The organism is Streptomyces sp. SLBN-118, from assembly GCF_006715635.1.
GTDB lineage: Bacteria > Actinomycetota > Actinomycetes > Streptomycetales > Streptomycetaceae > Streptomyces.
Map to the genome: position 1 here is coordinate 2,941,159 of NZ_VFNP01000001.1, position 25,362 is coordinate 2,966,520.

The window sequence follows — 25,362 nt, forward strand, 5'->3', positions numbered from 1 at the left end:
TTCAGGGTCGTCACCTCGTAACCGGCAGGCCGCGGCCGTCGGCCGCCTTGCCGATGTGCTGGGCCGCCGCGGCGGCGGTACCGGAACGGTGCATGCGCTGCCACTTCAACCGGCTGCCGCCCACGAAGGCGACCACCGACTGGATGACCACGAGATACATCAACTGCCGGTAGACCAGCAGTTGGAAGGGCAGTGCCCACAGAGTGCGCCGACGCTCTCTGTCAAGTCGCAGAGCATACGCCGCCACGGCCATCTGCACGGCCAGATAACCGATCCACGTCGCCATCGACTTCACCGGCGAGCTGGTGAACAGGGCGCTGTAGAGCATGAAGACGTCGATGACCGGCGCGAGCAGCGGCAGCACCACCTGGAAGAGGAAGAGGTACGCCAGGCCGCGCCGCCCGAACCGTCCGGCGGGCCCGACCTCCAGGACGGCCCTGCGGTGCTTCCACATCGCCTGCAGGGTGCCGTAGCACCAGCGGTAGCGCTGGCGCCACAACTGCCGCAGGGAAGTGGGGACTTCGGTCCAGGCGATGGCGGTCTCCTCGTACACGACCCGCCAGCCGGCCCGCCACAGCGCCATCGTGAGGTCTGTGTCCTCGGCGAGGGTGTCCTCGCTGAGGCCACCCACGCCCATGAGCGCGTCGAGCCGGAAGGCGCCGATGGCACCCGGCACGGTCGTCATGCACTCCAGGACCTCGAACATCCGGCGGTCCAGGTTGAACCCGAAGACGTACTCCAGGTGCTGCCAACGCCCCAGGAGGCGCTTGCGGTTGCCCACCTTGGTGTTGCCGCTGACCGCGCCGACTGCCGGATGGGCGAGCGGCTGGATGAGGCGCTGAATGGCGTCTGCCTCGAAGACGGTGTCCGAGTCGACCATCACGACGTACGGGCAACGGGTGCACTTCAGGCCGTGGTTGAGGGCTGCGGCCTTGCCCGCGTTGGACTGGCACACCACCTGCACGCGCGGGTCGCGCTGGGCGTACTCGTTCGCGATCTCCACGGTGCGGTCCGACGATCCGTCGTCGATCACGATGATCTGCAGCCGCTGGTGGGTAGAGGCGAGCAGCGAGCGCAGGGTGCCTCCGATCCCGGCCTCCTCGTTGTACGCGGGGACGAGCACGGTCACCGGGTCGCGGATCTCGCGCAGCCAGGGCGCGCCAGGACGGAACCGCTCCAGGCGTTTGACGTGCGCGCGGGCGAACAGGACCAGAAAGAACAGGCGCAGAAGGCCGAGCCCGGCGGCGACGGTCAGTACCCAGGTGAGGGCGGCGACGAAGCTGCGGCCCAGCTTATGGAACCAGATGAGCCCGACGCCCAACCAGCGTTCGGGCGCGGCCACTTCGGTCATGGCGGACGCCTCGGTGTGGACACCCTCAGAGATCGTGGCGAACCGCCGCGCGTTCGGGTCCGTGAGCAGATTCCCGGTCTCGCGGTACGCGAGGGAGGTCTGGCTGAACTGGCCCCTGACGTGCTGATGCGCGCTAATACGGCGCATGGCCGATCTTCAGGGCTCATACGATGACCTGTTCGCCGCAGTGCCGAATGCGCTGGCCGGATTGCTGGACGAGGGAGACGCCGGTGGCTCGGTGGCCGTCTTCGTGGACGGCTGGCCGGTGGTGGACGTCTGGGGTGGGTTCGCCGACGCGGACCGCACGATCCCGTGGCAGCGGGACACGATCATCAATGTCTGGTCCGTCACCAAGACGATGACGGCACTGTGCGCGCTGGTCCTGGCCGACCGTGGCGAACTCGACCTGGCAGCGCCGGTCGCCCAGTACTGGCCGGAGTTCGCCGCGGCGGGCAAAGAGAACGTGCTGGTACGCCATCTGTCCCACCGTCGTCCCAGGACGAGGACTATGCCGCGAGCGCGCCCGGCAGCAGCGCGCTCCCCGCCCCCGGCACCGCCGTACGGGTCCGTGACGGGAACAGCGTGGCCTGGCGTCGCGCGCAGATCCCCGCGGCGAGCGGCTTCGGCAACGCCCGCTCGGTCGCCCTCGTACAGTCGGTGTTGGCCTGCGGAGGAGCAGTGCGTGGGGTGACTGCTGTCGCAGGCGGGCTGCGACCGTGCGAGGCAGGAGCAGTTCAGCGGCGAGGACCGCAGACTGGGCATGCCGGTCCGCTGGGGGCTGGGCTACGGGCTGTTCGGCAACACCTTCGGGTGGGGCGGTTGGGGCGGCTCACTCGTCATGATCGATCCCGAGAACCGTATGACGGTGGCATACGTGACCAATCAGATGCGCGAACCCGCGGACGACAACCGGGGACTGGAGCTTGTGATGGCCGCCTACGACGGGCTCACGGGGCTGCGGGCCTGATCCAACGGGTCACGCGGCAGTACGGGCTCGCCGGGACAGGCGTTTCGTGCCGATCGGCGTCGCGAACACAGCGGGGGACTGATGCGACAGAGGAGGACGACGTCATATCGGTTGCGGCGAGCCCCATGGGGTATCGCCATCGACCTGACCGCCGAAGCGTGCCGCGTCCGTCATGTCCGACGGATACCGGCGCACCCGATCGGGATGATCGGCCGCGTTGCCGTACACGTGCGCGAGGCAATCGCACGACACGGCGGGCGAGTTGAAGTGAACGGGCTCGGGCGCGTACCACTGCGACAACAGAGCCTCCTGGTACTGCTCGGTTCGGTTCGCACCTCCGAGCTACCAAGGGGCCCTGCCTTCATGCGCGTACGGGCGGAAGATCACCCAACCAGGAACTCCGTTCGACTTGCAGGTTCCAAGATCGGTAGAGATACGGCTTCTTACTCAAGGCTCCTCGCTCCGCTCGTCGCGCGCTCCCCGGCTCACCGCCGGGGCCCGACGCTCCTGCCTCCGCCCCGCTCCGGGCCCCGGCTACGCCGGTCGCGCAACTAGAGCTAGAGATCCTGACCGAGGGGATACGGCAGGGCCAAGACATGCCTCCGGCGGGGGCGCTCAGACTCCGGGATGGTCGGGGCGTCGTTCGCGAGTGCCGGCGGATTCGTGGTGAGCGTCGTGGAGCTCCCATCCCGTCCGCCTTCGCCCCAGGCAGAGCCGAGCAGTCGCGGCCCAGGGCGTCAAGGTGGTTCGTACAGTGGCGCGCTCCACCTTGACGCCCTGAACCACGCCCGCTCCACAGTGTGTGGGCCGAAGGCGGACGGGATGGCAGCTGGAGTGAGTGGTGGGCTGAGGAGCGTCAGCAGTAGCGTCGGGCCCCTCCCCGCTCTGAAGATCGCCAAGCCCTTGACCCGACCATGAAGACTCCACCGACCGCGTGGGCGTCAGCCGCCGGCTACGCGGGAGGCGCGAAAGGGTTCCCGTTGGACGTTGATTGACCGTCTCCCCACGTCCGCGGTGGCGGGACGGGAGTCCAATCCGGTCCGCGGTGGGCCAGCCACCATCGTCCGATGGCGTGGAATTTCTCCTCGAACCTGCGATCCCAGCTGAGGACCCCGGTAATGGGCGCCCGCAGGCGGGTGCGGCGACCGGTGGCCTCATAGATCACGACGGTCCGCTGCCCCAGGGAAGACTCGGTGTGGATGCCTTGCACGTCGGACCACGGGATGATCCGGCGGCGCAGATTGTGCACGACGGCCGCCGACGGCGTGAGGGTGATCCCGTGGCCCGGGAAAACGATCACTCCCAACAACGGCATGGCGATCCACAGCCAAAACGGGTTGGCAGCCCCAAGGCTCAACGGATCCCCTCTCATCCAGTCCAAGATCTCGGTGATCTCGATGACAACACCGAGGACAGCAACGGGCAGAAAGGGCAGCGCGCGCTGGAAAGGGGTCAACCGGTAGCGGATGCGCTCCGGCGGCGAAGCCTCTGCCTGTGCTCGCTTCACCAAACCCCACCCCACTGCACCGTGCAGCCGCCGCTGCGCATGATCGCCGACGCAGCATGTCGGAGCAGAGCCGCTCTGTCTAGATCCCCCGCGCAGTGTGCCCCCTGCGTGCCCGTTCAGTCGGAGACGAGCGGGGACCCACGGGGAATGGGGCGGTTCCGCCGCTCCCCCCGCAGGTCAGCGCCGCCGCAGTTCGGTAGGCATCCGGATACGGGACCTTCCAAACTGGTTCTCTCGCCGTGCGGTGGGACCGTCGCCTGTACGCTCGCCAACAGGCACCGGTTCAGACGAGGAGCGTCATGGAGCTAACGCCATCGGCCTCGAACCGACTTGCTAACAGCAGCCTCGGAGTCGTCCCGGCGATCGTTGGCGTTGCTTATGCGGCGCAAGCAGCTACCAGCGCGGCACGACTCACGGCTTGCTTCGCCGTGATCGGGTTCGCCGTCCTTGCCCTGCGTGGATATCGACTCGGCGTGACGTGTGAGCACTCGAGGATGGTTATCCGCGGCTACCTGCGCACGCGCGTGATCAGCCGAGAGCGCATCACGGAGATCACGGACTTCCCGGCGGTCAGATGGACGGCTCACACCGGGGGTAAGCGGTGGACCCCCATCACGGCGTTCATGACGAGTTCGGGCGAGATCTCGGCAGCCCGACTCCACAAGGACCGCGCCACCACGCAGCTGAGGCGCTGGGCAGGGCGCTAGCTATGGGTCAGCTGGTACAGCAGCTCCGTACCGCAACCTCAGCAGCCACCCTCGTCTGGTAGGGCTCATCCGGAGTCGTAAAGCGACCGGTACGACCGTTGTTGACCGATCCGGCTAGAGCTACGGATCAGATGGCAGTCCGTGGACTATCCGTGGACAAGTGATCGCTAGCCGACCGGCCAGAAGCCCGTGACCTGCGCATACGCCTGGGACCGAAAGGCCCTCCGGAGCCGTTGCGCCACAGCAGCGAAGTACGGCAACCACCGCAACGGCACGCGAGCTTCAGTTGCTTGGCGTCAGCCCGCGAGCGGCCGATATGACGGACTGCTGAGCGTGCCAGGGGCGGAGCGGAGGTGGCTCATGTGCATCTGGCGTCGTTTTTCGGCCGCAGACCCGGCTCGCGGACCATCGCGGTGGTCTCGGCGGCGGCACGCTCAGCACGGCCTGGGCGGCGCAGCCGTCGTTCCAGCGGCGGGAAGCCGACACTGCCGACGGGGGCGTCGTCGACATCGGTGCGGCAACGGACGATCAGCTCACCTTCGGGGGTGTAGACAGCGCGGATGACATCCGCCCACGGGAGGTGGGCAGTACGCCACAGGCCGCGAACGTGCAGTCCATTGGAGTCGGCGGTGATCCGCCAGATCATCATCCGGAGGCAGACGCTCACCCAGTACAAACCACCTAGCGACCAGATGGGCAGCTGCCACCACGTAGGGGAATCCGTGAAGGACGTCCACAGCAGCATGATGGCCACGACGAGGAGCGCCGCTCCGACGGAGCGCGCCACCGGACCTGCCTGCCACCGAACCGGTCCGGTGGCCGGGGTCATCGCGGCGAGGGCGTCTTGGACGCGGGCCTCAGCGGCCCGGCGGTGTGCGGCCGTGCGTGCTGTGCCGGGACGGTGTACCCCGGGCTTGCCCGTGCCGTCGGGAGAACCGTGCCGTATCGGGGACGCGGTCCCCTCGACGAGCCACTGCCCGGACTCCGTTGCACTCGCCAGAATCAACTCACCGCCCTCGTGAGGTGCACCGTAGAGCAGGGCTTGGCGCAGTGCCGTGCGGGTGCGGGTGTGGGGCTCGTAGCTCAGCACCGGGCGCAGGGTGGCGGTGTCGTCGGCGGCGAATATCTCCGTACGCTTCTGATGGTGACGGGTCAGGACGCGCAGCACCGGGACCGGGGCGCGGTGCAGCGCCACCGCCCGGCGGCGGGAGAGCAGGCCCGAGCCGAGCACGGTGACGCCGAGCCCGGCGAGGACGAGTGCCAGCGCCTGGCGGCCGGTGCGGTCGCCGTAGGGCTCAGTGGCGAGCCGCGTCCAATCGCCGTGCATCAGCACCGGCACGCTACTGCCGACCCGATAGCTGCCCTGCGCGTCGAACTTGTGTCGTGTGTTATCGGAGAGGCGGACGGTGACGGTGTAGTCGTAAGTGTTGTAGGCCACGACTCGGGCTTTCTCCGACGTGGCCGTACGGGCCAGGCGGTCGTCTGTCCGGTCGTCCACGACGATGGTCGCGATCAGGGCACCGGCCACCGCGCACAGGATCGCCCCCGCAATGCCGCGGACCAGGCCCCGGCGCCAAGGGCGGACGTCGTCCGTCGCAGGGGAAGGCGCCGTGATGCCGCCGGCCGCGTCGAGCACGAGCAAGCGTTGGCGGCCGCGCGCCCGCAGCCGCGCCACGACGGCCGCCCAGCCCCAGCACAGCGCCGCCACAACGACGGCATCCGCGATCTTCTCGGCCGGCCCACCCAGCCAAGTATCGGGATTGCTCATCCAGATCAGCAGCAACGGAGCGGACACGAGCGCGAGTTCCGGTAGCACAAACAGCCACACCAGGTGCGGCAGGAAGAGCATCGATCCGGCCGCATCGAGCCAGTCCGCCCCACAGGGCGCTGCCACCGTGCACATCGGGTCGGGCGAGAACATCACCGCCATGACCACGGCCACCAGCAGTACCACAGCCGGCCCCACCGGCCGCGCCCACAAGGGCACCCGGGCGTCCGCCCACCGCCTGGCATCGGCGGACACCCAGGGGCAAGCGGGGACCTCCGCGTACGGCACTGAACTCATCGTCACCCGCGCATTATGCGGTCACGGCTGTGTGCTCCCTGCGCCTGGGGTCACCCCGAGTAGTACGCCCGGTGGCGAGCGCCGATCGTTGCTGCCGTTGGTCCCAGTTCTGGTCTCATCCACTCTCGGTCGCGAGCGCTCGCGACCGCCGCTCCCCTCCCAGCCCAGGTCGGAACGGCTCCCGACCTGGGGCGAACAGACGATCACACCGGCCCTGGGCACTTTGGCCCGGGGCAGACGTGGGGCAGCGATCGCTGTTGCTGACCGAACCGCAGGTCCGAGGCGGCTCCTGCGCGGTCTGTAAATCTGTCGGCTCAGGCATCGCAGAAGACTGGTCGTCTGTGCAGAACCGCATGCCTGTCGAATCCGTGTCGACGACCGCTTACCTGAGCACCCAGTTGAGGAATAGACGCAGGTCAAGGGGATTATGGGGTTCAACCCGCAAAGCGTCTTCTAAGCCACCAGTCGCTTGCTGCGTCATGATCTATCGGTGGATGAGTACACGTGGCCGACGCGCCCCAAGGTGCCGGCGGAGTCGTATCAGGAAGTCTGGGCGGCGACCGTCGCGGCTCTGCCGCTGGGGGCCTCCATGGCCGGAAGAGATGATCGGACGCCAGCGCTTCGGGGTCTTCATTCGTGTCGACGGCGTTCCGGACGCCGTGGCGCTGGCCGAGATCACGGCTATGCCACAGGGGATGGACCTGCCCGTGCTCAGGGATCGCGTTGTCGGTGATGTCATCGGGCACGCCGAGCACAACCACCAGGTGAGGGTCCGGCTGCAGGCGTGGCGGACGTCTGCCGAGTGATCGTTCCCTGGGCCGTCCCTGGGCCGTACGAGGGCGCCCGAGGTCACCCAACGACGACCGGCAGTGACAGTCGAGCCACCGCCGCCAGCCACGAACCCCCAGCTCACAGCCCCCGACCATATGGGTTACCACCCGAGGGTGGACGTCGGGCAAGATGGGGTGTTTCTTTCCGGCGCCACTGAGGACGAGGATGCCAACCGAACCTGCGCCCACCTGTCCTCACTTGAGGGCCGGCGGGTTTGACGATCGGCCCACTTCCACCAGATGTGCTGATTGGAACAGCCCCAGACAGAACGGCAGGTGCGCTTGTCGTCGTCCTCACGCCTGCACAGGACTGGAGCCCTGCCCGCACCCCGACCTGTTCGGCGGCTGACATCCACGTCTGACATCAACGGCGGCGGACTTCGGCAGCCTTCAGCTCCCTCGCACGACCGACACCGCTGCGAGCCTCCTCGGCTGAGACTGAAACCGATCGAACTCCTAAAGCGGTGGTCACCTGGTGCATTGCCTTCAGTCCTCGCCCACCTGCAGCAGCGTGACGACAAGCCCATTCCCAGCACCCGCAACGACACCGTCGAAGGTCTGTCGGGTCACGGGGGTCCATGCTCGGACGCCGGTGGAGAGGTCGTCGATGTTCGTCCACCACCGCGACTCATAGCCCAGGAGCTTCACCAAGCGCTCAGTGGCTCGAAGCGCATGGGCACGGTCGCGCCGAAGCTGCCCAGGGAACACCAGGTCGTCGACCGACAGGTAGGTCATGAGCTCCACTGCGCGCTGTCCGGTCGTCTCAGTGAGTGCGTCAGCGATCTCCGCCGGTGAGTCCGGTCCCTGGGCACCGTGCACGGCATAGCGCGCCCATGCCTGCTGCGCCTCCACGGCAAGGCTGTGGACCTCCTCAGCAACGGCGCCGACCCCTGCGGGGGTAACTCGCCCGTAGACGCTCTCGCCATCGGCCAGCGATCCCACCAGTCTCTGCAGCTCCGTCTCGATATCCACGAAGCCCATGGTTCCAGAGCACATCGCTACCGGTGCCCGTGCCAGAACAGTGAGAGAACTGCGGTCAAATGGCGGTCGCTTCCCACCGCCCACGACCGCCGTTCATGTGGTCATTCAGGCAGGTCAGCTCCCCTAGCCGACCCGGCAGCTTCGGTGATTCCCTAGCTCAGGTCATGGATCGACGAAGGCATGCGCCGGTCCGCCACGCTCGGAGCGGGACCTGGTCCGCGACTACGCCATGGAACGCTTCGCGGATCCCCGGGGCGTGCTGATCGCCGACCCCACCGGGTTCGAGAAGAAGGGCATCAAATCCGCCGGAGTCCAGCGGCAGTATTCCGGCACCCTCGGGCGTGTCGATAATTGTCAGATCGGGACGTTCCTGGCCTACGCCAACCGCCGTGGCGACCGTGTACTGATCGATCGGGAGCTCTACCTGCCCAAGGATTCCTGGGCTGTCGACTTCGAACGCCGTCGGGAGGCCGGGATCCCGGACGAGGTGGCCTTCCGCACCCGTCCGCAGCAGGTCCAGGCCATGATCGACCGTGCGGTGGCGGCCGGGGTGCCGTTTTCGTGGTTCGTCGCGGACGAGGAGTTCGGCCAGAACAGGATCCTGCGCAGGTACCTGGAAGCAGAGGGCATTGCCTACTGCATGGCTGTCCCGAAATCCACCGACGTGAACACCGCGGGCATCACCACCAACCCCGACACCCCGACCCGGTTGGACAACCTGGCATCACACCTGCGACCGGGGGACTTCTCGCGGCGCGCCTGCGGGATCGGAGCGAAAGGATTCCGCACCTACGACTTTCTGCCAGTCACGGCCAGTGCTCGCCAGGCTCTCGTTGGCTGAGAACGCGCCGTACGCCGTCACGGATGGCACTGGCTACGCTTGCTCGGATCGAGATCCCATCGTCCTCGTGGCCGAATGGCCGATTGCCCCCTCCGGCTACACGTTCAGCTTCAGCGGCCTGTCGGCGTTGCCGCTAACGCCGCACGCGCGGCACCACACGGCGGCTCCACGGACGCATCGGCGCGCTGAAGTTCAGCGATTGACTCAGTAGACCCCGTTGAGATCCGTTCCCTCGGGTGCCTTGTAGCAGCCGGAGACCACGTTCACCAGGATCAGGGGCTGCTTCTTGCCCGACTCTCCGGTGACATGCAGTTCTGCATTGATGGAGAAGTGCTCCTCCTCGGCGTCTGCGGTGAGTTCCAGGTTCTTGTTGGCACTCTTGTTAGGCCCGTACTCGACGATCTTCCAGCCATTCTTCGGCAGGCTCTCCTTGAGGCGCGCGAAGCCTTGCTTCAGCTCGTCGGGCGAGACTCCGTAGAGTGACCAGGGGTGGCGGGAGAGGAAGAGGTGTTTTGGGTCCTCCTCGCAGGTGGAGATGCCGGGACCGGGTTCGGTCGTCTTGCCTGCCTTGATGCCGATCATGTCGAAGACCTGGCTGGAGACATCCTTGGTCCTCGCCCGGGCCTCCTCGACACCGAGCGTGGTGGGGGTGTAGCCGAGATCGTCCATGTCCTTCGAGCATCCCATCGTGATGGAAGTCAGAGCCAGGGCGGAGACAAAGAGCCTGGCAGCGGTGCGGGTCATCAGTCCTCTTCCACGTCGCCGTAGTTGCCGACGACAACGAAAGCTTGGTTCTTCAGGCTTATTGAATCGCGCTTCCAATAGTCGCTGTGCCCGCTGGTATCGACGTCCATGCGGTGTGCGCCGAACGCCTCGTCGGAGGGCACCGTCTGGACGTACCCCGCGTTGAAAGGTATGCCGTTCCAGGTCTCAACGCCCCACTTGTAGCCGCCGAGCCCGGCAAGCTTGCCTCCTGCCGGTACCGGGTCGTTCCAGGCGGCCTCGGACCATACGTGACCCTTGGGCGCGTCGAGGTCGTCCGCGTCGCCGACCATCATGCCGGGGCTGCCCGCTACCACGATGTCGTCGGCGGAGAGGTCGCCACTGTTGGAGGCGTCGCCGACAACGGTGGAGCCGTAGCTGTGGCCGATGACGGTGGTGTGGCTCTTGTCGGCGCCGCCCTGGGCTGTCTCCAGGCCGTCCATGAAGTTGTTGAGCTTCGGTGAGCCGTTGTACGCCCAGTCCTTCTCCATGGCCTCGGGGACGATGCTCTGCGGGGGGTCGTACCCGAGCCAGGTGATGGTCGACGTGGTCTCGCCGGGGGCCTGGGAGTTTGCCTCCCTCCACATTTCGGTCATGCGGTTGATGTCCCCGCCGATGCCTTCCAGCCTGGAGGTCGTGCCCGGTACGTACACGGCGGTGTTGGTGGCCGTGTCCGGGTTACCGTTGGCGATGATCGCACGGCCAGTTCCCTTGTCGTCGAAGCCGAGAAGGAACGCCTGGGGGAGCCCCTCGGAGGGCGGCGCGTCGAATCGCTTCTGGATCGCGTCCATGCCCGCCAATTTTGCGACGTACGGGGCGCGCTTTTCGGACCATTCGGTCCAGGCCGGGTTTCTGTAGGTGCGACCGTGGCCGGGGTGCTTGATGTACTTTTCCGGTTCCGGGCCAATCGCATTGAGGTCCAGTTGGGTCTGCGCGCGGGTCTCGGCCAGGACCATGCGGTTGGCGTCATCCCGGACGGCGGAGGGAATGCCGTCAAGGGCGCCTATGGAGGCCGGGTACATAGTGGCGTACTCGTCTCGCTTCTCCTGTGGCAGGTCGTTCCACCACTTGGCGTTGTCGGCAGGGGACTTGCCCTTCGGGATCTCCGATTCCTCGCGGTACTTGGACGCCTTCTGCAGGTCCCTGGTGTCGCTGGCGGCGTCGGCGAACATCTCGTCGGTGATGTCGAGGCCCTTGACCCCGTCCGGGATCTTGAGTTTGCGCAGGACGCCCGCGTACCGGCCGTCGATCTCGTTGGCTTCCCGCACCGCGGCAGCGATGTCCTCGGCAATCTGCTCGGCCAGGGCCTTGTTGGCGTCACCGCCGCCCTCGGCCTTGCCGGGGAGGAGGGGGACGGGGGCTCCAGGGGCGGCGGTTCCGCTGCCGGAGTCGGGCGTTTTGATCAGCGCCGGGGCAACCGGGTACTCGACGGAGCCGTCCGGCTTCACTGTGAAGGTCTTGGGCGCATCTGCCAGCGCGTTCTTGAGCTTCCGCTGTGGGGCGGCGAGTTCGGAGGCGAGCCCGTTGAGGGCGGTGCGGATGAGTCCGCACTCGGTGTGGATGTACTGGTAGTTGCGGCTGAGCCGGGTCAGATCGCCGATGGCGGCGTCAGCGGTCTTTCCTTTCTGGGTCTCGCGGAGCTTGCCGAGCATCTCGTTGTCGACACGGTCCTTGGCGGAATTGGCGCGGCTGGAGACCTTGCCCCAGCCGTCCGCCGCGTCCTGATATTCCTTGAGATCGAGCTTCTCCAGCTGCTGCCAGGTGATCACTTCGGCCCCCCGGCCCTGCCCTCGAACTTCTTCCGGGTCACGACCTCGCGTTCGCCGAACTCCTTGCCCGCGCTCTTGAGGGAGCCCTCGAGGCGCTGGCACTCGTCGCGTACGGCGGTGAGGCGCACCTTCCAGGAACCGAGGACCTCGCCCATCGCCGTTGTGCAGTCCAGGCCCGCGGTGCTCTTCGCCTCCACCTTGGCGGCGGTCTCCAGCTCGGTCAGCGCCGAGGCGGAGGACGTGTGCAGGGCGTTTGCGACCCCGGACGCGGTGGTCCACGGGCCACCACTCGCCTTGAGATCGGGAGCGCCGCTGTCGCCCCCACCGCCGTGCGCGTCCGCCGAGGCCAGTCTCATTGCAGCGCCGGAGCCGGAGCTGTCGTCGCCGAACAGCGCTCCCCATTTCTCGTTGAGCGCCATGCGCCCTCCCCCGTGACAAGCAGACGATTTACTTTCGAGAACCTAACGAACGGAGCGGTGTTCGTCGAACCCGGCTGGACGGGCGGCTGCTTGTGTGGGGGTGAGAACGATGCGACGCGCCGGCCTGAGCGCCGCAGATAACGAAGAGGCCGCCTGACGTTCGCACGGACTCGAGATGTGTGTCTGCCCATACCCGAGGAGGCTCCGCCCGGCCGGTCTCCGCGCTCGCCTACGAAGATCCGCAATGACCCCATTACATCTGTGTCGTCCTGGTAGTTCGAACGAGCCGTGATCTTGCACCACGGTGAACGCCCGGGTCTCCCAAGGCACCGTTTCGTCGGCCCGAGCAGCGATCCTTCGGTTGTCCAGATCGAAGATCTGTCGAGTTCCGGCGAACGGTCGGAAGCCCCAACGGCCGTGGCGAAACCCACTGGTTGACCGCGCCGACGGCGCTAGGCGCCCTTGGTCCGGCGATGAGAAACCTGTCCCCGTGCCGTGCGCCAACGTGACCGTGTCTGCTCGACCACCCTGTCCCACTGCTGGCGGACCTCACGGTCCGAAGGGCGCCGGCCGTGTCGGATCCGACTGAGCTCGTCTCGCACTTCTCGTCCCAGTGCAGCCGATGCGACGAGGACGAGCATGGCTGCGAAGAGGGCCGAGATCATCGCGAACACGGCGCCGACCACCCCGTAGCGTGAGACGGAGGAGTTGAAGAGGCGCGGCAGGTAGAGCGTTGCGCCCACGGAATAGACCGCTGTCAGAGTGCCTGCGGTGACTCCGAAAGGGATCAGGTCGGCCCAGGTGATCCGCTTCGCCGACAGGATCCAGCCGCTCCAGACAAGGAACACGGCGGTTACCGATGCCTCGCCGGCAGCGGCTCTTCGAACAGACATGGGAACTCAAGCCCCTCAGCGTGCGCAATACACGAAACGCCTGTGGTGGATCCTCACGCTTGGTGGCTCGGCAGGAGAGAAGAGGGAGTTGACTGCCTCGGCGCCCGCTCCGGTGAGGCTGTAGCGCTTGATGATCCACTCCGCGGCGTCGTAGTGGACGAGGTCGCTGAGAACGGCGCTGCCGAGGATCGCGAGCGGAACCAGTGCGGTGAGGGCACTGGACGCCAGGGCCATCGAGCGGTCGAAACCAATAATCTTCTGGAACCGGTTGACGACTCGTAACGCGAACGCAGGACGCAGCCAGAATGTCAGCGTTCTGTGCGTGCGCTGGGCCGGTGTCACGCCTGAGCAGTACAACACGGTTCGGGACGAGGTTCGCTGGGAGGAGGAGGCGCCGGACGGGGCCGTGCTGCATGTGGCCTGGTTCGAGAGGGACGGGCTGCACGTGACCGACATCTGGAACAGCCAAGAGGCCTTCGAGCGCTTCTACGCCGAGCGGCTCGCGCCAGGTGTCCAGAAGGCCGGCATCGCCGGGCAGCCCGAGACCGGGTTCACGCCGCTCCACCGGCGCTTCGTGGCGCCCGGCGTCAGCGGTTCGGCCTGAGCACCGGCTCGCTGCGCCGCGCGTCGCGGCCCCGAGATCCCCGCGTTCAAGCTGCCACTCCCAGCGGCATCCTCCGGGTCGGTTTGCGGTCGGCGGGCCGGACACACGTCCTCAGACGGCGATACCGGCCCGTGCCGAGGTACGGCTCGGCGGGGTGATCGGTGCAGGGGGCGACGGCGCCATTAGGGTTTGCGCCGTGGGGATCAGCGAACAGGCAGAGAGCGTCCTGAGTGACGCAGGCGAGCGGGACGTACGACTCCTGCGGCACGTCCCGCTCGTTGTGCGCGTCCCGGTCGTCGCGGTCGCCGTCGTCGTTCCGCTCTACGCCCTGTGGGCCTTCTGGCTGGCCACCGGCGGTGGCGATCTGGCCGCACAGTTCGCTTGGGCCGGCTTCATGGAGCGCCATCCGGCCTCCGCGTACAACCTCTCCTGGTACGGCGGCACCCACACGGCCAACTACAGCCTCCTCGCTCCCCCGTTGATGGCCGTCTTCGGCGTACGCGCCGTGTCCGTGGCCGCCGGGCTCGCCGGGACCTGGGTGCTGGCCCGGCTGTTCGAACGCAGCGGGGTGCCGCGGTCCGTCTGGCCCGCCGTTCTCGGGGCGGTGGCGCTCTGGTGCAACGTCGCCTCCGGTCGTACGACCTTCGCGCTGGGCGTCGCGATCGGGATGCTCGCCCTGCTGTACGTACGCGGGACCGTCGTCGCCACGCTGTGCACGGCGCTGGCGGCGATGGCCAGTCCGGTCGCGGGGCTGTTCCTGGTGGTGGCCGGGGCGGCGTACTTCCTGGATCGGCAGTGGCGCCCGGCCGCCGCGCTCGTGCTGCCGCCGTTCGTCGTGGTGGGGGTGGTGACGCTGCTCTTCCCCTTCCACGGCGAACAGCCCATGGCGACCGGCAAGCTGTGGATGCCGCTGGCCGCGTCGGCCGCGGTCGCCGTTGCCGCGCCGCGCGGGCGTGAATGGCGGGTGGTGCGGTACGGAGCCGCCGTGTACGGCCTCGGCGTCGTCCTGACGTATCTCATCGCCTCGCCGATCGGCACCAACGTCGAGCGGCTCGTCGGTCTCGTCGGCCCGCCGGTGCTGCTGGCGGCCGTGCTCACCGCGGGGCTCGGCAGTTTCCTGCGCGCCGTCCTCGCGGCAGCCCTCGCCGTCAACACGTACTGGCTGATCGACAAGACCAACGACGACCTGGTGGTCTCCAACGACGTGCCCACGTGGGCCTCGCACACCGATGGTGTCGTACGTGAACTTCACAGACTGGGCGCCGACCGGACCCGGGTCGAGGTCGTCCCCGCCCGCAATCACCGCGAGGCGTCCCTCCTCGCCCCGCACATCAATATGGCGCGCGGCTGGAACCGCCAGCTCGACGTGGAGCGCGGGCGGCTGTTCTACGACGGGTCGCTGACCCCGGTGACGTACCGTCAGTGGCTCGACCGGTGGGCGGTCGGCCTGGTGGTGCTGCACCACGGGCGTCCCGACGGTCCCGCGGAGGCCGAGGCGGCGATCGTCAGGAGCGGGCCCAACTGGCTGGAGCGGGTGTGGCAGGACGAGGGCTGGACGGTCTACCGGGTGCGGGACGCGGTTCCGCTCGTGTCCTCGCCTGCGACGGTGGTGCGCGGCGACGACGCGGAGCTGGTGGTACGGATGCCTGCGGCCGGGTCGGCGACGGTGCGGGTGGCGTACTCGCCCTGGCTGCGGGCGCGGGGAGCGTGTCTGCAGCAGGAGGGCGAGTGGACGCGGCTGACGGTGCCAAGGGCCGGCGAGTACCGGCTGGACTCGCCCTACCGCCTGTCGCGCTCGCCCGGATCGGGCAACTCGGGCTGCTGAGCGCGGTGGTCAGGACACCGGGGCCTGCTCCTGCTCCTGCTCCTGGTCCTGCTCCTGCTCCTGCCGCAGCCGGTCCGCGGTGAGCGACGCGTCGTACCCCGGAGCCACCCCCTCGACCAGGACCACATCGCCGGCCATGTGCCGGGTGCGCAGCGGCACAAGCTCCTGATACGCCTCGGATTCGTACCAGTCGCGCGCCTCCTCCAACCCCGGGAAGCCGATGATGACGAGCGCGCCCGGCCACTCCCCCTCACGGACTTCGACGGTTGCGCCGTGGACCAGGAAGCGGCCGCCGAAGGGGTCGAGCGTGGACTGGATCCGCTCCATGTAGAGGAAGATCTCGTCGTCGAGGCGGGCGGGGGGAAGCAGATGACCGATGGCGTAGGCGCTCATGACGTCCTCCGGGTGGGTGCTGATGTCGGATGTCCCCGATCCTGCCGGGGGAGAGGAACAGCGTCGATGACGCCTGAGGTAATGCCCGCTCCGGCCGCACCGCATCCGGTGCGGCCGGAGCGGGCATGGTTCAGATGGTCGCGGTGTCGATCACGAAGCGGTAGCGGACATCGCTCGTCAGCACCCGCTCGTACGCGTCGTTGATCTGATCCGCGCCGATCAGCTCGATCTCGGCGCCCAGCCCGTGCTCGGCGCAGAAGTCGAGCATCTCCTGGGTCTCGCGGATGCCGCCGATCCCCGAGCCCGCGAGGGTCTTGCGCCCGCCCAGCAGGGAGAAGACGTTGAGCGAGACCGATTCCTCGGGGGCGCCGACGTTCACCATGACGCCGTCGGTCCTCAGCAGCCGCAGATACGCGTCGAGCGGCAACGGCGCCGACACCGTGGAGACGATCAGGTCGAAGGTGCCCGCGAGCTGCTCGAAGGTCGCCTCGTCACTGGTCGCGTAGTAGTGGTCGGCGCCCAGCTTCAGTCCGTCGTCCTTCTTTCGGAGCGACTGGCTCAGCACGGTCACCTCGGCACCCAGCGCGTGGGCGATCTTGACGCCCATGTGGCCGAGGCCGCCCAGGCCGACGATGGCGACCTTCTTGCCGGGGCCCGCCTGCCAGTGGGCGAGCGGCGAGTACAGGGTGATCCCGGCGCACAGCAGCGGGGCTGCGACGTCGAGCGGGAGGGAGTCGGGGATGCGGACCGTGAAGGCCTCGTCCACGACGATATGGGTGGAGTAGCCGCCGTAGGTCGGCTCGCCGTTCTTGTCCAGGGCGTTGTACGTGCCGACGTTGCCGCCCGTGCAGTACTGCTCCAGGCCGGCCTTGCAGTTGTCGCACACACGGCAGGAGTCGACCATGCAGCCGACGCCCACCCGGTCGCCCACGGCGAACTTCGTCACGCCCGGACCGGCCTCGGTGACGATGCCCGCGATCTCGTGGCCGGGCACCATCGGGAAGATGCCCTCGCCCCATCCGTTCCGGGCCTGGTGGATGTCGGAGTGGCAGATACCCGAGTACTTGATCTCGATGAGGACGTCGTGCTCGCCCACCGGACGGCGCGGAACGATGGTCCGCTCCAGCGGCGCGTTGGCGGCGGGAGCGGCGTATGCGGCGTATGCGGAAACGGAGGTGGTCATGACTCCGAGCCTGGGACAGCGCACGGCACCTACCCAGTCCTCTGTTGTGTGTACGTCCGGCGTGCGTACTACTGGCAGGGACAGGCTGGGCAGCCTCGACCGGCGGAATACTGGCTGCATGGACCAGCGCGCCGAACTCAGCGAATTCCTCCGCTCACGCCGTGCGCGGCTCCAGCCGGAGGACGTGGGCCTGCCGCTCCTGGGCCGACACCGCCGTGTGCCGGGGCTGCGCCGTGAGGAGCTGGCCCAGCTCGCCGGGGTCTCCGTCGCGTACTACACGCGTCTCGAGCAGGGCAACGGCCGCAATGTGTCCACCGAGGTTCTGGACGCGATCGCGCGGGCGCTGCGGCTTTCGGACGTCGAGCGCGACCATCTCACCCATCTCGCCAAGCCGAAGCAGAAGAAGCACCGGCGGATGGGGCGGCCGCAGCAGGTGCGGCCTTCGGTCCAGCAGCTGATCGACGCGATGGACACGGTGCCCGCCCTGATCTTCGGGCGGCGTCTGGACATCCTGGGCTGGAACCGCATGGCCCGCGCGCTGCTCGGCGACTTCGCCGCGCTCAAGGCGCCGGAGCGGAACATGGCGAAGCTCGTCTTCCTCGACCCCAACGCCCGTGATCTGTACATCGACTGGGAGTGCAAGGCGGTGGAGATGGTCAGCGTGCTGCGCATGTACGCGGGCTGCTCGGCCGACGACCCGCAGCTGCCCGGGCTGATCGGCGAACTGTCGGTCAAGAGCGAGGAGTTCCGCAGGCTGTGGGCTGCCCACACCGTGCAGGAGAAGGGGCACGGCGCAAAGCGGCTGCACCATCCGCTGGTGGGCGAGATGACCCTGTCGTACGAGACGCTGAGCCTGCCGGACGACCACGACCTCTCGGTGGTGACCTACCACGCCGAGCCGGGCAGCCGGTCGGCTGATTCCCTGCGGCTGCTGGCGGGCTGGGGGGTCGACGAGCTGACGGACGTCGACCAGGCAGGCTGACGGGCCGGCTTGACGCGCTGCCCGGGCTGACGGGCTTACGGTCAGAGCCTGAGCTGGAAGACAGCGGCGGTCCGCTCGCGCCGGTAGCCGAGCCGCTCGTTGACCGCCAGCATCGGACCGTTGTCGTCGGCGACCGAGGTCGCGATCTCGCGTATGCCGGGCTGCGCGAGCCTCACCGCCCCCAGCATGTGCCGCTTGACCGCCCGGCCGAGCCCGCGACCGCGGTGGTCCGGGGTGACGACCGTGTCGTACTGGAGGGCCCGCGCGTCCGAGGGGTCGCGCAGCACCAGTTCGGTGTAGGCGGCGACGCGGTCACCGCTCGCCGCGTGGAGCACCGCCGAGGACAGGATCACCCCGCCCCGGTCCAGGATCACCTGAGCGGCGGCCCGTACCCTGTCGGCGTCCCAGGGGGTCACCTGTTCGTCCATGTCGCCGCTCGGGGCGTCCTCCATGGCGTTGTGCGCCTCGGCGAACGCGTCCGCGTGGGCGTCGGGCACGACGCCCGCCCACTGGGCGTACGCATACCCCTCGGGGAGCTCCGGCGGCTGCGGGTGCGCTGCGAGAGCTTCGCGCACATTCTGTACGTACCACCCGAGGTCCAGCACCTTCTCGAAGCCGAGCCCGGTCGCGAACTCCTGGCCCGTGCCCCCGAGTTCGAGCATCGTGGAGAGAGAGGTCCGCCCGTTTGCCGTGAGTTCGGCGTGCACGGCCCGCCAGAGCGCGGCGCCGGTGCCGCGGCGCCTGGCCCGCGGGTGGACGGCGAGCACGTCGAGGAAGGCCGTGTGCCGGTTGCCCTCGTCGGTGAACAGCAGCAGCGAGGCCACACCGTCGTACGAGCCGTCCGGCGCGGTCGCCGCGAGACGGACGGTACGCCCGCTGACCGAGGACCGGTTCAGCTTCCCCTCGGTCTCGACCCGCCCGGGCGCGGGCACCGCGGCCGGAAGATCGTGGGCGTGGGCCGCCGTGACCACGCCGTGCCAGGCGTCGACGGCGGTCACGGGCGGCGGGACCGCGAGAGAGGTGATCGTCATGGCCGGGACGCTACGGGCAGATTCGAGCGCGCGCAGGCCAATTTCGAGGGCCTGCGCGGCATACGAAGGCGGCGGCACCCTTTGGGGTACCGCCGCCTTCGTATGCGTAAAGGGTCAGACGGCGGAGCCGGCCTTCCACGCGCTCCAGCTCATGTTCCAGCCGTTGAGGCCGTTGTCGGGCGCGATGGTCTTGTCCTTGGAGTTCTTCACGATGACGACGTCGCCGACGATCGAGTTGTTGAACAGCCAGGCGGCGGGCTGGTTCGGGTCACCGGCGCCCTTGACGTCGTTCAGGCCGACACAGCCGTGGCTGGTGTTGGCGCTGCCGAAGATCGAGTCGGCGCCCCAGTAGTTGCCGTGGATGAACGTGCCCGACGTGGACAGCCGCATCGCGTGCGGGACGTCCTTGATGTCGTACTCGCCCTTGCCGTCCTTCTTCTTGAAGCCGACCGTCGAGCCGTCCATCCGGGTCTCCTTGAACTTCTCGGAGATCACCATCTGACCGTTGTAGGTCGGGTTGTCGGGGGCACCGGCAGAGATCGGGATCGTCTTGATCGTCTTGCCGTCCTGGGTGACCGTCATCGTCTTGGACGAGGCGTCGACGGTGGAGACCTGGTTGCGGCCGATCTTGAAGGTGACGGTCTTCTGCTGAACACCGAAGACGCCGTCCGCGCCCTCGACGCCGTCCAGGTTCAGCTTGAGGGTGACGGTCGAGCCCTCCTGCCAGTACTGGTCGGGGCGGAAGTCGAGACGCTGCCCGTTGAACCAGTGGCCGACGACCTCCTGGCCGCTGCTCGACGTCACGCTGATCCCGGACTGGACGGCCTTGCGGTCGGTGATCGCCTTGTTGAAGGTGATGGACACCGGCATACCGACGCCGACGGTGGAACCGCCCTCGGGCGTGAAGTTGCCGATGAAGCTGTTGGCGGGCGAGACCGTGGTGAAGGAGGAGTTCTCGTGGGCCTCAAGCCCCGCTGCGTCCTTGGCCGAGGCGGAGATCTTGTACGTGGTGGAGCGGTCGAGCTGCTCGTCCGGCTTCCAGCTCTTGCTGTCGGGAGCCATCGTGCCCTTGACGCTCTTGCCGTCGGCGGTGGTCATCGTGACCTGGGTGAGGGTGCCCTCGCTGACGGTGACCTTGGCGGCGTTGTTGATGCTCGCGTTGGTCGCGCCGTTCTTGGGCGAGATGGCTATTCGGGCCTTCGAAGCGTCCTTCGCGGCGGCCTCGTCGACCTGAGCCTGCGATTTCTTCGAGCCGTCGGCGCTGCCGTCCTTGTCCCCGTCGCCGCTGCAGGCGGATATCAACAGCACGCCGCCGAGCACCGCGGACGCGGCCATGAGGGCCCTGCGCCGCTTGCTGTCCGTCATCACACGCTTCTCCATCGTCGCCGGTTCCCTGACCAACTGCTGAAACACTCATTCCGGGCCGCCCGGTTCCACAACCCGCGGGGATGTGGGATACACCACTCACCGACACTCACCGACGCAGCGGTGACCCCCACCGGTTGCAGTACGGCACGAGAGCGCCCGGGCTCCGGTTCACCTACCCGGCGATCCGGGCCGTGATCCGTCGGCAGCGGGGATTATGGCCGCGCGCCGTCAGGATGCTCGTCGCTCTCGTCCTCGTCGTAGTCCCCATCTTCCTCGTCGAGGTCCCACTCCCGTGCATCGGGGTCGTACTCGATCTGCTCACTGCTCCAGGAGGCCTGTGCGAGGTCCACGCCCGGAACCTCACTGACCAGGTCGAAGGGATCCACGAGATACGCGATGGCCTCGGCCTCGTCCTCGCGCACCGCCGAGGCCGCGTGCGCACGCTCCTCGTCAGGCATGAACTCGTCGGCCGCGATGCGCTCGAGGGCCGCGCCGGTCAGCGCATCGGGCTCGGCGATCTCCACCACCAATTCCACCCGCAGCCGCACATAACGTGATGTCTCAGAAGAGGTCATACGACGGAGGGTAGAGCGCCCGGTCACCCGGCTTTCCCGCGACCCGCTGCTTTCATTTAGCATCAGCGCACCCGGCCAATTCTTGGATGCCTCAAGGGGGGATCGAGTCCGTGTCCGTCGCACGTCGACCGCTTCTTACCGCCACTGCCGCAGGGACTCTGCTGTGCGCGCTGTGGTTCGTTCCCTCGGCGAATGCCACGGCCGAGACGGAAGCGGTGCCCAAGGCGCGGACCGGCGCGGAGGCGTCGGCGCAGGGGCTGGCTCTCGCCGACACCGGCACGGTGGACACCACGCCGTATCTGATCGGCGGCACGGCGTTCCTGGGCATCGGCGCGGGCTTCGTGACGTACTCGGTGCGCCGCGGCGGGACGGTACTTCCCTGACCGGACTCCGCCGCCCGGCCCGGCATGCGGGCGGGCCGGCGGAGTCCCTGCGGGTCAGGCGAGCGGACCGGTCACGGGCTCAACGGCCGCGATGAGCTTTCCGTCCCGTACGAACGCGTCCGCCGCATCCAGGTCGGGCGCGAGGAAACGGTCCGGGCCCGGGCCCTCGACGCCCGCGGCACGCAGCGCCCCGATAGCGGCCTGCGAGGCGGGCGCGGGGGTCAGATGGCGGCGCAGCTCGATGGCGCGGGTCGCGGCGTAGAGCTCCACCGCGAGGATCCGGTTCAGATTGCCAACTGCCGTACGGAGCTTGCGCGCGGCGGACCAGCCCATCGAGACATGGTCCTCCTGCATCGCCGACGACGGGATCGAGTCGGCGGAGGCCGGTACGGCGAGCCGCTTCATCTCGCTGACCAGGGCGGCCTGGGTGTACTGGGCGATCATCAGGCCCGAGTCGACACCCGCGTCGTCGGCGAGGAACGGCGGCAGGCCGTGCGAACGGTTCTTGTCGAGCAGCCGGTCCGTACGCCGCTCCGCGATCGATCCGAGATCCGCGGCGGCGATGGCCAGGAAGTCCAGGACGTACGCCACGGGAGCGCCGTGGAAGTTGCCGTTGGACTCCACACGGCCGTCGGGCAGGACGACCGGGTTGTCGACGGCGGATGCGAGCTCGCGGTCGGCGACCAGCCGGGCGTGGGCGAGCGTGTCGCGTCCGGCGCCCGCGACCTGCGGGGCGCAGCGCACCGAGTACGCGTCCTGGACACGGGGGGCCTCTTCCTCCTGGAAGTGGCCGACGAGCCCGGAGCCCTTGAGTACGGCGCTCATGTTGGCCGCGGCGACGCCCTGGCCCGGGTGCGGGCGGATGGCGTGCAGCTCGGGGGCGAGGACCTTGTCGGTGCCGAGAAGCGCCTCCAGCGACAGCGCGGCGGTGATGTCGGCCGTGGTGTAGAGGCGCTGGAGGTCGGCGAGGGCCATGACCAGCATGCCGAGCATGCCGTCGGTGCCGTTGAGGAGGGCGAGACCCTCCTTCTCGCGAAGTACGACGGGCGCGATGCCGTGCTCGGCGAGCAGCTCGCCGGCGGGCCGGACGGTGCCGTCGGGGCCCTCGGCGTCGCCCTCGCCCATGAGGGTCAGCGCGCAGTGGGACAGCGGCGCGAGGTCGCCGGAGCATCCGAGGGAGCCGTACTCGTGCACGACGGGCGTGATCCCGGCGTTCAGTACGTCGGCCATGGTCTGGGCGACCTCGGGGCGTACACCGGTGTGGCCGGAGGCCACGGTCTTCAGGCGCAGGAACATCAGCGCGCGGACGACCTCGCGCTCGACGCGCGGGCCCATGCCCGCGGCGTGCGAGCGGACGATGTTGCGCTGGAGCTGGGCGCGGAGCTCGGGGCTGATGTGCCGGCTGGCGAGCGCGCCGAAACCGGTGGAGACCCCGTAGACGGGCTCGGGCTTGGCGGCGAGGGCGTCCACGATTCCGCGGGCGGCGGCGAGGGCGGCAACGGCCTCCTCGGAGAGTTCGATACGGGCGCCCTCGCGGGCCACGGCGATGACGTCTGCGGCGGTGGTACCGGACGTCCCCACCACGACTGTGTGCATATCCATATTCAGGAGCGTACGGACTGAATCCCAACCTGTCACTAGTGGTGGCCCGGTCGGCCCTTAGGGTCTGTCGTTTGGATCAGGCCGGATCAGTGAGCGGGGTCTGGTGCGTGCGATCGCAAGGCGGAGGAAAGAGCCGACGCGGAGCGTCGGCGACTGACGACAACGCGGCGAGCGTGCGTGCCAGGGCACGCGAACCCGGCAAGATCCGAACGACAGGCCCTAACGCACCGGTGGGCAGCCGCGGCACGGCGCAGCGGGCTCAGGGCTCGCTCCAGGGCTCCTGCGCCTCCTCCGGCCGGGCCGCCCGGAACGTCCGGCGCTCGTGCGCGGAGCGGGGCGGGGAGTCCGCGAGCCGCAGCACCGTGCCGTCGCGCCCCGCGACCACGGGCTTCAGGGAGCGGGCCGCCTTCGCCCGGTACTGGGCCGCGTCCGCGAGCCGGAACAGCCGACGGGCCGAACGGACCTGCCCGATCGGGTCACCGGTGGACGCGACCCCGCAGGCCACCCCCTCCCCCATCTCCAACTCGCCCGCGCGTACGCAGAGTTCGTCGGCGACGCGGACCACCTCGTCCGCGGGCGGGCCGACCGAGAGCAGACAGAACTCGTCGCCGCCGAGACGGGCCGACAGGGCACCCGGGAGCATGGCCCCGCACAGGGAGAGAACGGAGCCGAAACGTTCGAGCAGCCGGTCGCCCACGGCGTGGCCGTGGGTGTCGTTCACCTGCTTGAGGCCGTTGAGGTCGCAGACCACCAGGCTCACGACCGAACCGTCCACCCGGTGGCGCTCCAGCGCCTCGTCGAGCCTTATGTCGACGGCCCGGCGGTTGGCGAGGCCGGTCAGGGGGTCCGTGAACGCCAGCTTTCGGACCTCTTCCAGCCGCTCGGACTGGGCGATCCCCGAAGCGACGACCGAGGCGAGCACGGCCGCGAAGTCCGCGTCGTCCCGGTCGAAGACGGGCCGGCCGGCCGCGCGTGCCACATACAGCTCCCCCCATGCCCGCCCGTGCAGCACGATGGGCGCGACCACGCAGCAGCCGCGCCCGCGCCGCCGCAGTGCGTCCACGCGCTGATGGGAGTAGCCCGCATTGCCGGAGGCCGGACCGTCGACGGTCTCCACCCAGGCGTCCGGCTCACCGCCGCCGGCCCACTGCTCGTGCAGAAACTCCGTGATCTCCGGGAAGCGGTTGACCGGATACGTCTCGGACTCGGGGAACTCCTCCTCCCCGGCGGCACGTTCGCCGGCGTTCACGAGCACCTTGAGCTGCCCGAGCTCCCGCTCCCACATCGACAGGGCCGCGAACGAGCCGGAGAGCGCGTCGCACGCACCGAGCGCGCCGGCCCGCCAGAACTCACGCGGGGTGCGCGCGGCAGCCATTGCCTGCGCCAGCTCCACTACGGCTCGCAGCCGCCGATCCTCTGCCATCATCCCAGCTTAGGGAGGTTTGGCCCATTTGATCAGTTGACGTAACCCGGGGCCTTCAGAGCCGTGCCGCGGTTCACTCGCCGGGCCACTGCGGCTTCCGCTTCTCGTTGAAGGCGGCAACCCCCTCGGCCCGGTCCCCGGAGAAGGCCACCGAGCGCCAGGCCGCGTCCTCGACCTCGAGACCGGCCCGCAGATCGAGACCCTGCCCGAGCCGCATCGCGCGCTTCGCCGCGCGCAGCCCGACCGGGGAGTTCGCGGCGATCCGCGCGGCGAGCTCCAGCGCGCCGGCCCTGGCCTCGTCCACGAGCTGGTCGACGAGTCCCAACGCCCGGGCCTCCGCGGCCTCCACGCGGCGGGCCGTGTAGACCAGCTCGGCGGCCCGCGCCGCCCCCACACGGCGCGGCAGCAGCTGCGTCCCGCCGCCGCCGGGAATGACACCGACGGACACCTCGGGCAGCCCCACGACGGCGGTCTCGTCGGCGACGATCAGATCGCAGGCAAGCGCGAGCTCGAACCCGCCTCCGAGCGCGAACCCGTGCACGGCGGCGACGGTGGGCATGGGCAGCTCCAGCACCCCGGTGTAGGCGGCCCGCGCGGTCGGCCGCTGCCTGACCAACTCGGCGTCGGAGAAGGAGTTCCGCTCCTTCAGATCGGCTCCGACGCAGAAGGCCCGCTCGTGGGTGGAGCTGAGCACGGTGACCCGTACGTCGCGGTCGGCTCCGAGGGCGTCGCACGCGGCGGCAATGGAACGGGCCATCTCGGTGGAGACGGCGTTCATGGCCCCCGGCCGGTCGAGTACGAGCTCGGCGACGTGCTCGTGCCTGCGGACGACGACGAATTCCCCGAAGCGCTGCTCGGCGGACTCGGACATGAGGGCACCCTCCCGGTGAACGATGGTTAA

General features: G+C 68.7%; 23 protein-coding genes and 2 pseudogenes. 7 read left to right on the forward strand and 18 right to left on the reverse strand.

Going from position 1 to position 25,362, the window contains the following annotated elements; all coding sequences use genetic code 11:
* Positions 1-10: 10 nt before the first annotated feature.
* A pseudogene (locus FBY35_RS13210) lies at positions 11-1,477 on the reverse strand (glycosyltransferase); the annotation flags it as partial.
* 19 nt (positions 1,478-1,496) lie between these two features.
* Here FBY35_RS13210 and FBY35_RS13215 point away from each other — a divergent pair.
* Positions 1,497-2,318: pseudogene (locus FBY35_RS13215) on the forward strand (serine hydrolase domain-containing protein).
* Between the two features lie 102 nt (positions 2,319-2,420).
* Here FBY35_RS13215 and FBY35_RS13220 read toward each other — a convergent pair.
* The 3 genes from FBY35_RS13220 to FBY35_RS13240 all read right to left on the reverse strand — a co-directional run bounded on the left by FBY35_RS13220 (position 2,421) and on the right by FBY35_RS13240 (position 6,603).
* The gene (locus FBY35_RS13220; protein WP_142213995.1) at positions 2,421-2,618 is read right to left on the reverse strand and encodes a hypothetical protein; all 198 of its coding nucleotides are present in this window, start codon (positions 2,616-2,618) and stop codon (positions 2,421-2,423) included.
* Positions 2,619-3,270: 652 nt separating this feature from the next.
* Entirely contained in the window at positions 3,271-3,825 is a 555-nt protein-coding gene (locus FBY35_RS13230) for a hypothetical protein (RefSeq protein ID WP_260848602.1), read from the reverse strand.
* 1,065 nt (positions 3,826-4,890) lie between these two features.
* A complete protein-coding gene (locus FBY35_RS13240; protein ID WP_142213999.1) occupies positions 4,891-6,603 on the reverse strand; it encodes a hypothetical protein in 1,713 nt (570 codons plus the stop codon).
* Between the two features lie 596 nt (positions 6,604-7,199).
* On the opposite strand from FBY35_RS13240, the gene FBY35_RS13245 reads away from it, so the two are divergent.
* Complete coding sequence (locus FBY35_RS13245; protein ID WP_142214000.1) at positions 7,200-7,403, forward strand: hypothetical protein; 204 nt, start codon at positions 7,200-7,202, stop codon at positions 7,401-7,403.
* A gap of 510 nt (positions 7,404-7,913) precedes the next feature.
* Here the strand turns inward: FBY35_RS13245 and FBY35_RS13255 are convergent.
* The gene (locus tag FBY35_RS13255; protein ID WP_142214002.1) at positions 7,914-8,399 is read right to left on the reverse strand and encodes a hypothetical protein; all 486 of its coding nucleotides are present in this window, start codon (positions 8,397-8,399) and stop codon (positions 7,914-7,916) included.
* Between the two features lie 220 nt (positions 8,400-8,619).
* Here FBY35_RS13255 and FBY35_RS13260 point away from each other — a divergent pair, with 220 nt between their 5' ends.
* Positions 8,620-9,249: an IS701 family transposase gene (locus FBY35_RS13260; RefSeq protein WP_399208382.1), complete on the forward strand. Its 630-nt coding sequence runs from the start codon at positions 8,620-8,622 to the stop codon at positions 9,247-9,249.
* A gap of 204 nt (positions 9,250-9,453) precedes the next feature.
* Here FBY35_RS13260 and FBY35_RS13265 read toward each other — a convergent pair whose 3' ends face one another.
* From FBY35_RS13265 to FBY35_RS36090, 5 genes are all read right to left on the reverse strand, one after another.
* Entirely contained in the window at positions 9,454-9,993 is a 540-nt protein-coding gene (locus FBY35_RS13265) for a hypothetical protein (protein ID WP_142214003.1), read from the reverse strand.
* Positions 9,993-11,780 carry an alpha/beta hydrolase gene (locus FBY35_RS13270; RefSeq protein WP_142214004.1) on the reverse strand — a complete coding sequence of 596 codons (1,788 nt, stop codon included), beginning with the start codon at positions 11,778-11,780 and terminating at the stop codon, positions 9,993-9,995. Before FBY35_RS13270 ends, FBY35_RS13265 begins: the two co-directional genes overlap by 1 nt.
* Positions 11,777-12,199: a hypothetical protein gene (locus FBY35_RS13275; protein ID WP_142214005.1), complete on the reverse strand. Its 423-nt coding sequence runs from the start codon at positions 12,197-12,199 to the stop codon at positions 11,777-11,779. The genes FBY35_RS13270 and FBY35_RS13275 overlap by 4 nt, the downstream gene beginning before the upstream one ends.
* A 452-nt stretch (positions 12,200-12,651) precedes the next feature.
* A complete protein-coding gene (locus tag FBY35_RS13280) occupies positions 12,652-13,092 on the reverse strand; it encodes a hypothetical protein (protein WP_160159262.1) in 441 nt (146 codons plus the stop codon).
* Positions 13,093-13,107: 15 nt separating this feature from the next.
* The gene (locus tag FBY35_RS36090) at positions 13,108-13,434 is read right to left on the reverse strand and encodes a hypothetical protein (RefSeq protein WP_186357011.1); all 327 of its coding nucleotides are present in this window, start codon (positions 13,432-13,434) and stop codon (positions 13,108-13,110) included.
* On the opposite strand from FBY35_RS36090, the gene FBY35_RS13285 reads away from it, so the two are divergent.
* Together FBY35_RS13285 and FBY35_RS13290 are read left to right on the forward strand one after the other, a co-directional pair.
* Positions 13,415-13,696: a hypothetical protein gene (locus tag FBY35_RS13285; RefSeq protein ID WP_313904651.1), complete on the forward strand. Its 282-nt coding sequence runs from the start codon at positions 13,415-13,417 to the stop codon at positions 13,694-13,696. The two genes, FBY35_RS36090 and FBY35_RS13285, sit on opposite strands and share 20 nt — an antisense overlap.
* A gap of 280 nt (positions 13,697-13,976) precedes the next feature.
* On the forward strand, positions 13,977-15,521 hold the full coding sequence (locus FBY35_RS13290; protein ID WP_260848686.1) for a glycosyltransferase family 87 protein: 1,545 nt from the start codon (positions 13,977-13,979) through the stop codon (positions 15,519-15,521).
* A 9-nt stretch (positions 15,522-15,530) separates the two neighbouring features.
* Here FBY35_RS13290 and FBY35_RS13295 read toward each other — a convergent pair whose 3' ends face one another.
* Positions 15,531-15,914 (reverse strand): DUF1330 domain-containing protein, encoded by a 384-nt coding sequence (locus FBY35_RS13295; RefSeq protein ID WP_142214007.1) that lies wholly within the window; start codon positions 15,912-15,914, stop codon positions 15,531-15,533.
* A 130-nt stretch (positions 15,915-16,044) separates the two neighbouring features.
* Positions 16,045-17,097 (reverse strand): NAD(P)-dependent alcohol dehydrogenase, encoded by a 1,053-nt coding sequence (locus FBY35_RS13300; protein ID WP_142214008.1) that lies wholly within the window; start codon positions 17,095-17,097, stop codon positions 16,045-16,047.
* A gap of 118 nt (positions 17,098-17,215) precedes the next feature.
* Here FBY35_RS13300 and FBY35_RS13305 point away from each other — a divergent pair, with 118 nt between their 5' ends.
* Positions 17,216-18,079 carry a helix-turn-helix transcriptional regulator gene (locus FBY35_RS13305; RefSeq protein ID WP_142214009.1) on the forward strand — a complete coding sequence of 288 codons (864 nt, stop codon included), beginning with the start codon at positions 17,216-17,218 and terminating at the stop codon, positions 18,077-18,079.
* Positions 18,080-18,120: 41 nt separating this feature from the next.
* Here the strand turns inward: FBY35_RS13305 and FBY35_RS13310 are convergent, their stop codons facing one another.
* From FBY35_RS13310 to FBY35_RS13320, 3 genes are all read right to left on the reverse strand, one after another.
* Complete coding sequence (locus tag FBY35_RS13310; RefSeq protein ID WP_142214010.1) at positions 18,121-19,110, reverse strand: GNAT family N-acetyltransferase; 990 nt, start codon at positions 19,108-19,110, stop codon at positions 18,121-18,123.
* A 114-nt stretch (positions 19,111-19,224) separates the two neighbouring features.
* Complete coding sequence (locus FBY35_RS13315) at positions 19,225-20,490, reverse strand: Ig-like domain-containing protein (RefSeq protein WP_142214011.1); 1,266 nt, start codon at positions 20,488-20,490, stop codon at positions 19,225-19,227.
* A 200-nt stretch (positions 20,491-20,690) separates the two neighbouring features.
* Positions 20,691-21,053 (reverse strand): hypothetical protein, encoded by a 363-nt coding sequence (locus FBY35_RS13320; RefSeq protein ID WP_142214012.1) that lies wholly within the window; start codon positions 21,051-21,053, stop codon positions 20,691-20,693.
* Between the two features lie 110 nt (positions 21,054-21,163).
* On the opposite strand from FBY35_RS13320, the gene FBY35_RS13325 reads away from it, so the two are divergent.
* Positions 21,164-21,436, forward strand: coding sequence for a hypothetical protein (locus FBY35_RS13325; RefSeq protein ID WP_186356927.1), 273 nt, complete (start codon positions 21,164-21,166; stop codon positions 21,434-21,436).
* 54 nt (positions 21,437-21,490) lie between these two features.
* Here the strand turns inward: FBY35_RS13325 and hutH are convergent, their stop codons facing one another.
* The 3 genes from hutH to FBY35_RS13340 form a co-directional block, all read right to left on the reverse strand.
* The gene (gene hutH, locus FBY35_RS13330) at positions 21,491-23,032 is read right to left on the reverse strand and encodes a histidine ammonia-lyase (RefSeq protein WP_142215047.1); all 1,542 of its coding nucleotides are present in this window, start codon (positions 23,030-23,032) and stop codon (positions 21,491-21,493) included.
* A gap of 265 nt (positions 23,033-23,297) precedes the next feature.
* The gene (locus FBY35_RS13335; RefSeq protein WP_142214014.1) at positions 23,298-24,464 is read right to left on the reverse strand and encodes a sensor domain-containing diguanylate cyclase; all 1,167 of its coding nucleotides are present in this window, start codon (positions 24,462-24,464) and stop codon (positions 23,298-23,300) included.
* Positions 24,465-24,534: 70 nt separating this feature from the next.
* Positions 24,535-25,332 (reverse strand): enoyl-CoA hydratase/isomerase family protein, encoded by a 798-nt coding sequence (locus FBY35_RS13340; protein WP_142214015.1) that lies wholly within the window; start codon positions 25,330-25,332, stop codon positions 24,535-24,537.
* Positions 25,333-25,362 lie beyond the last annotated feature (30 nt).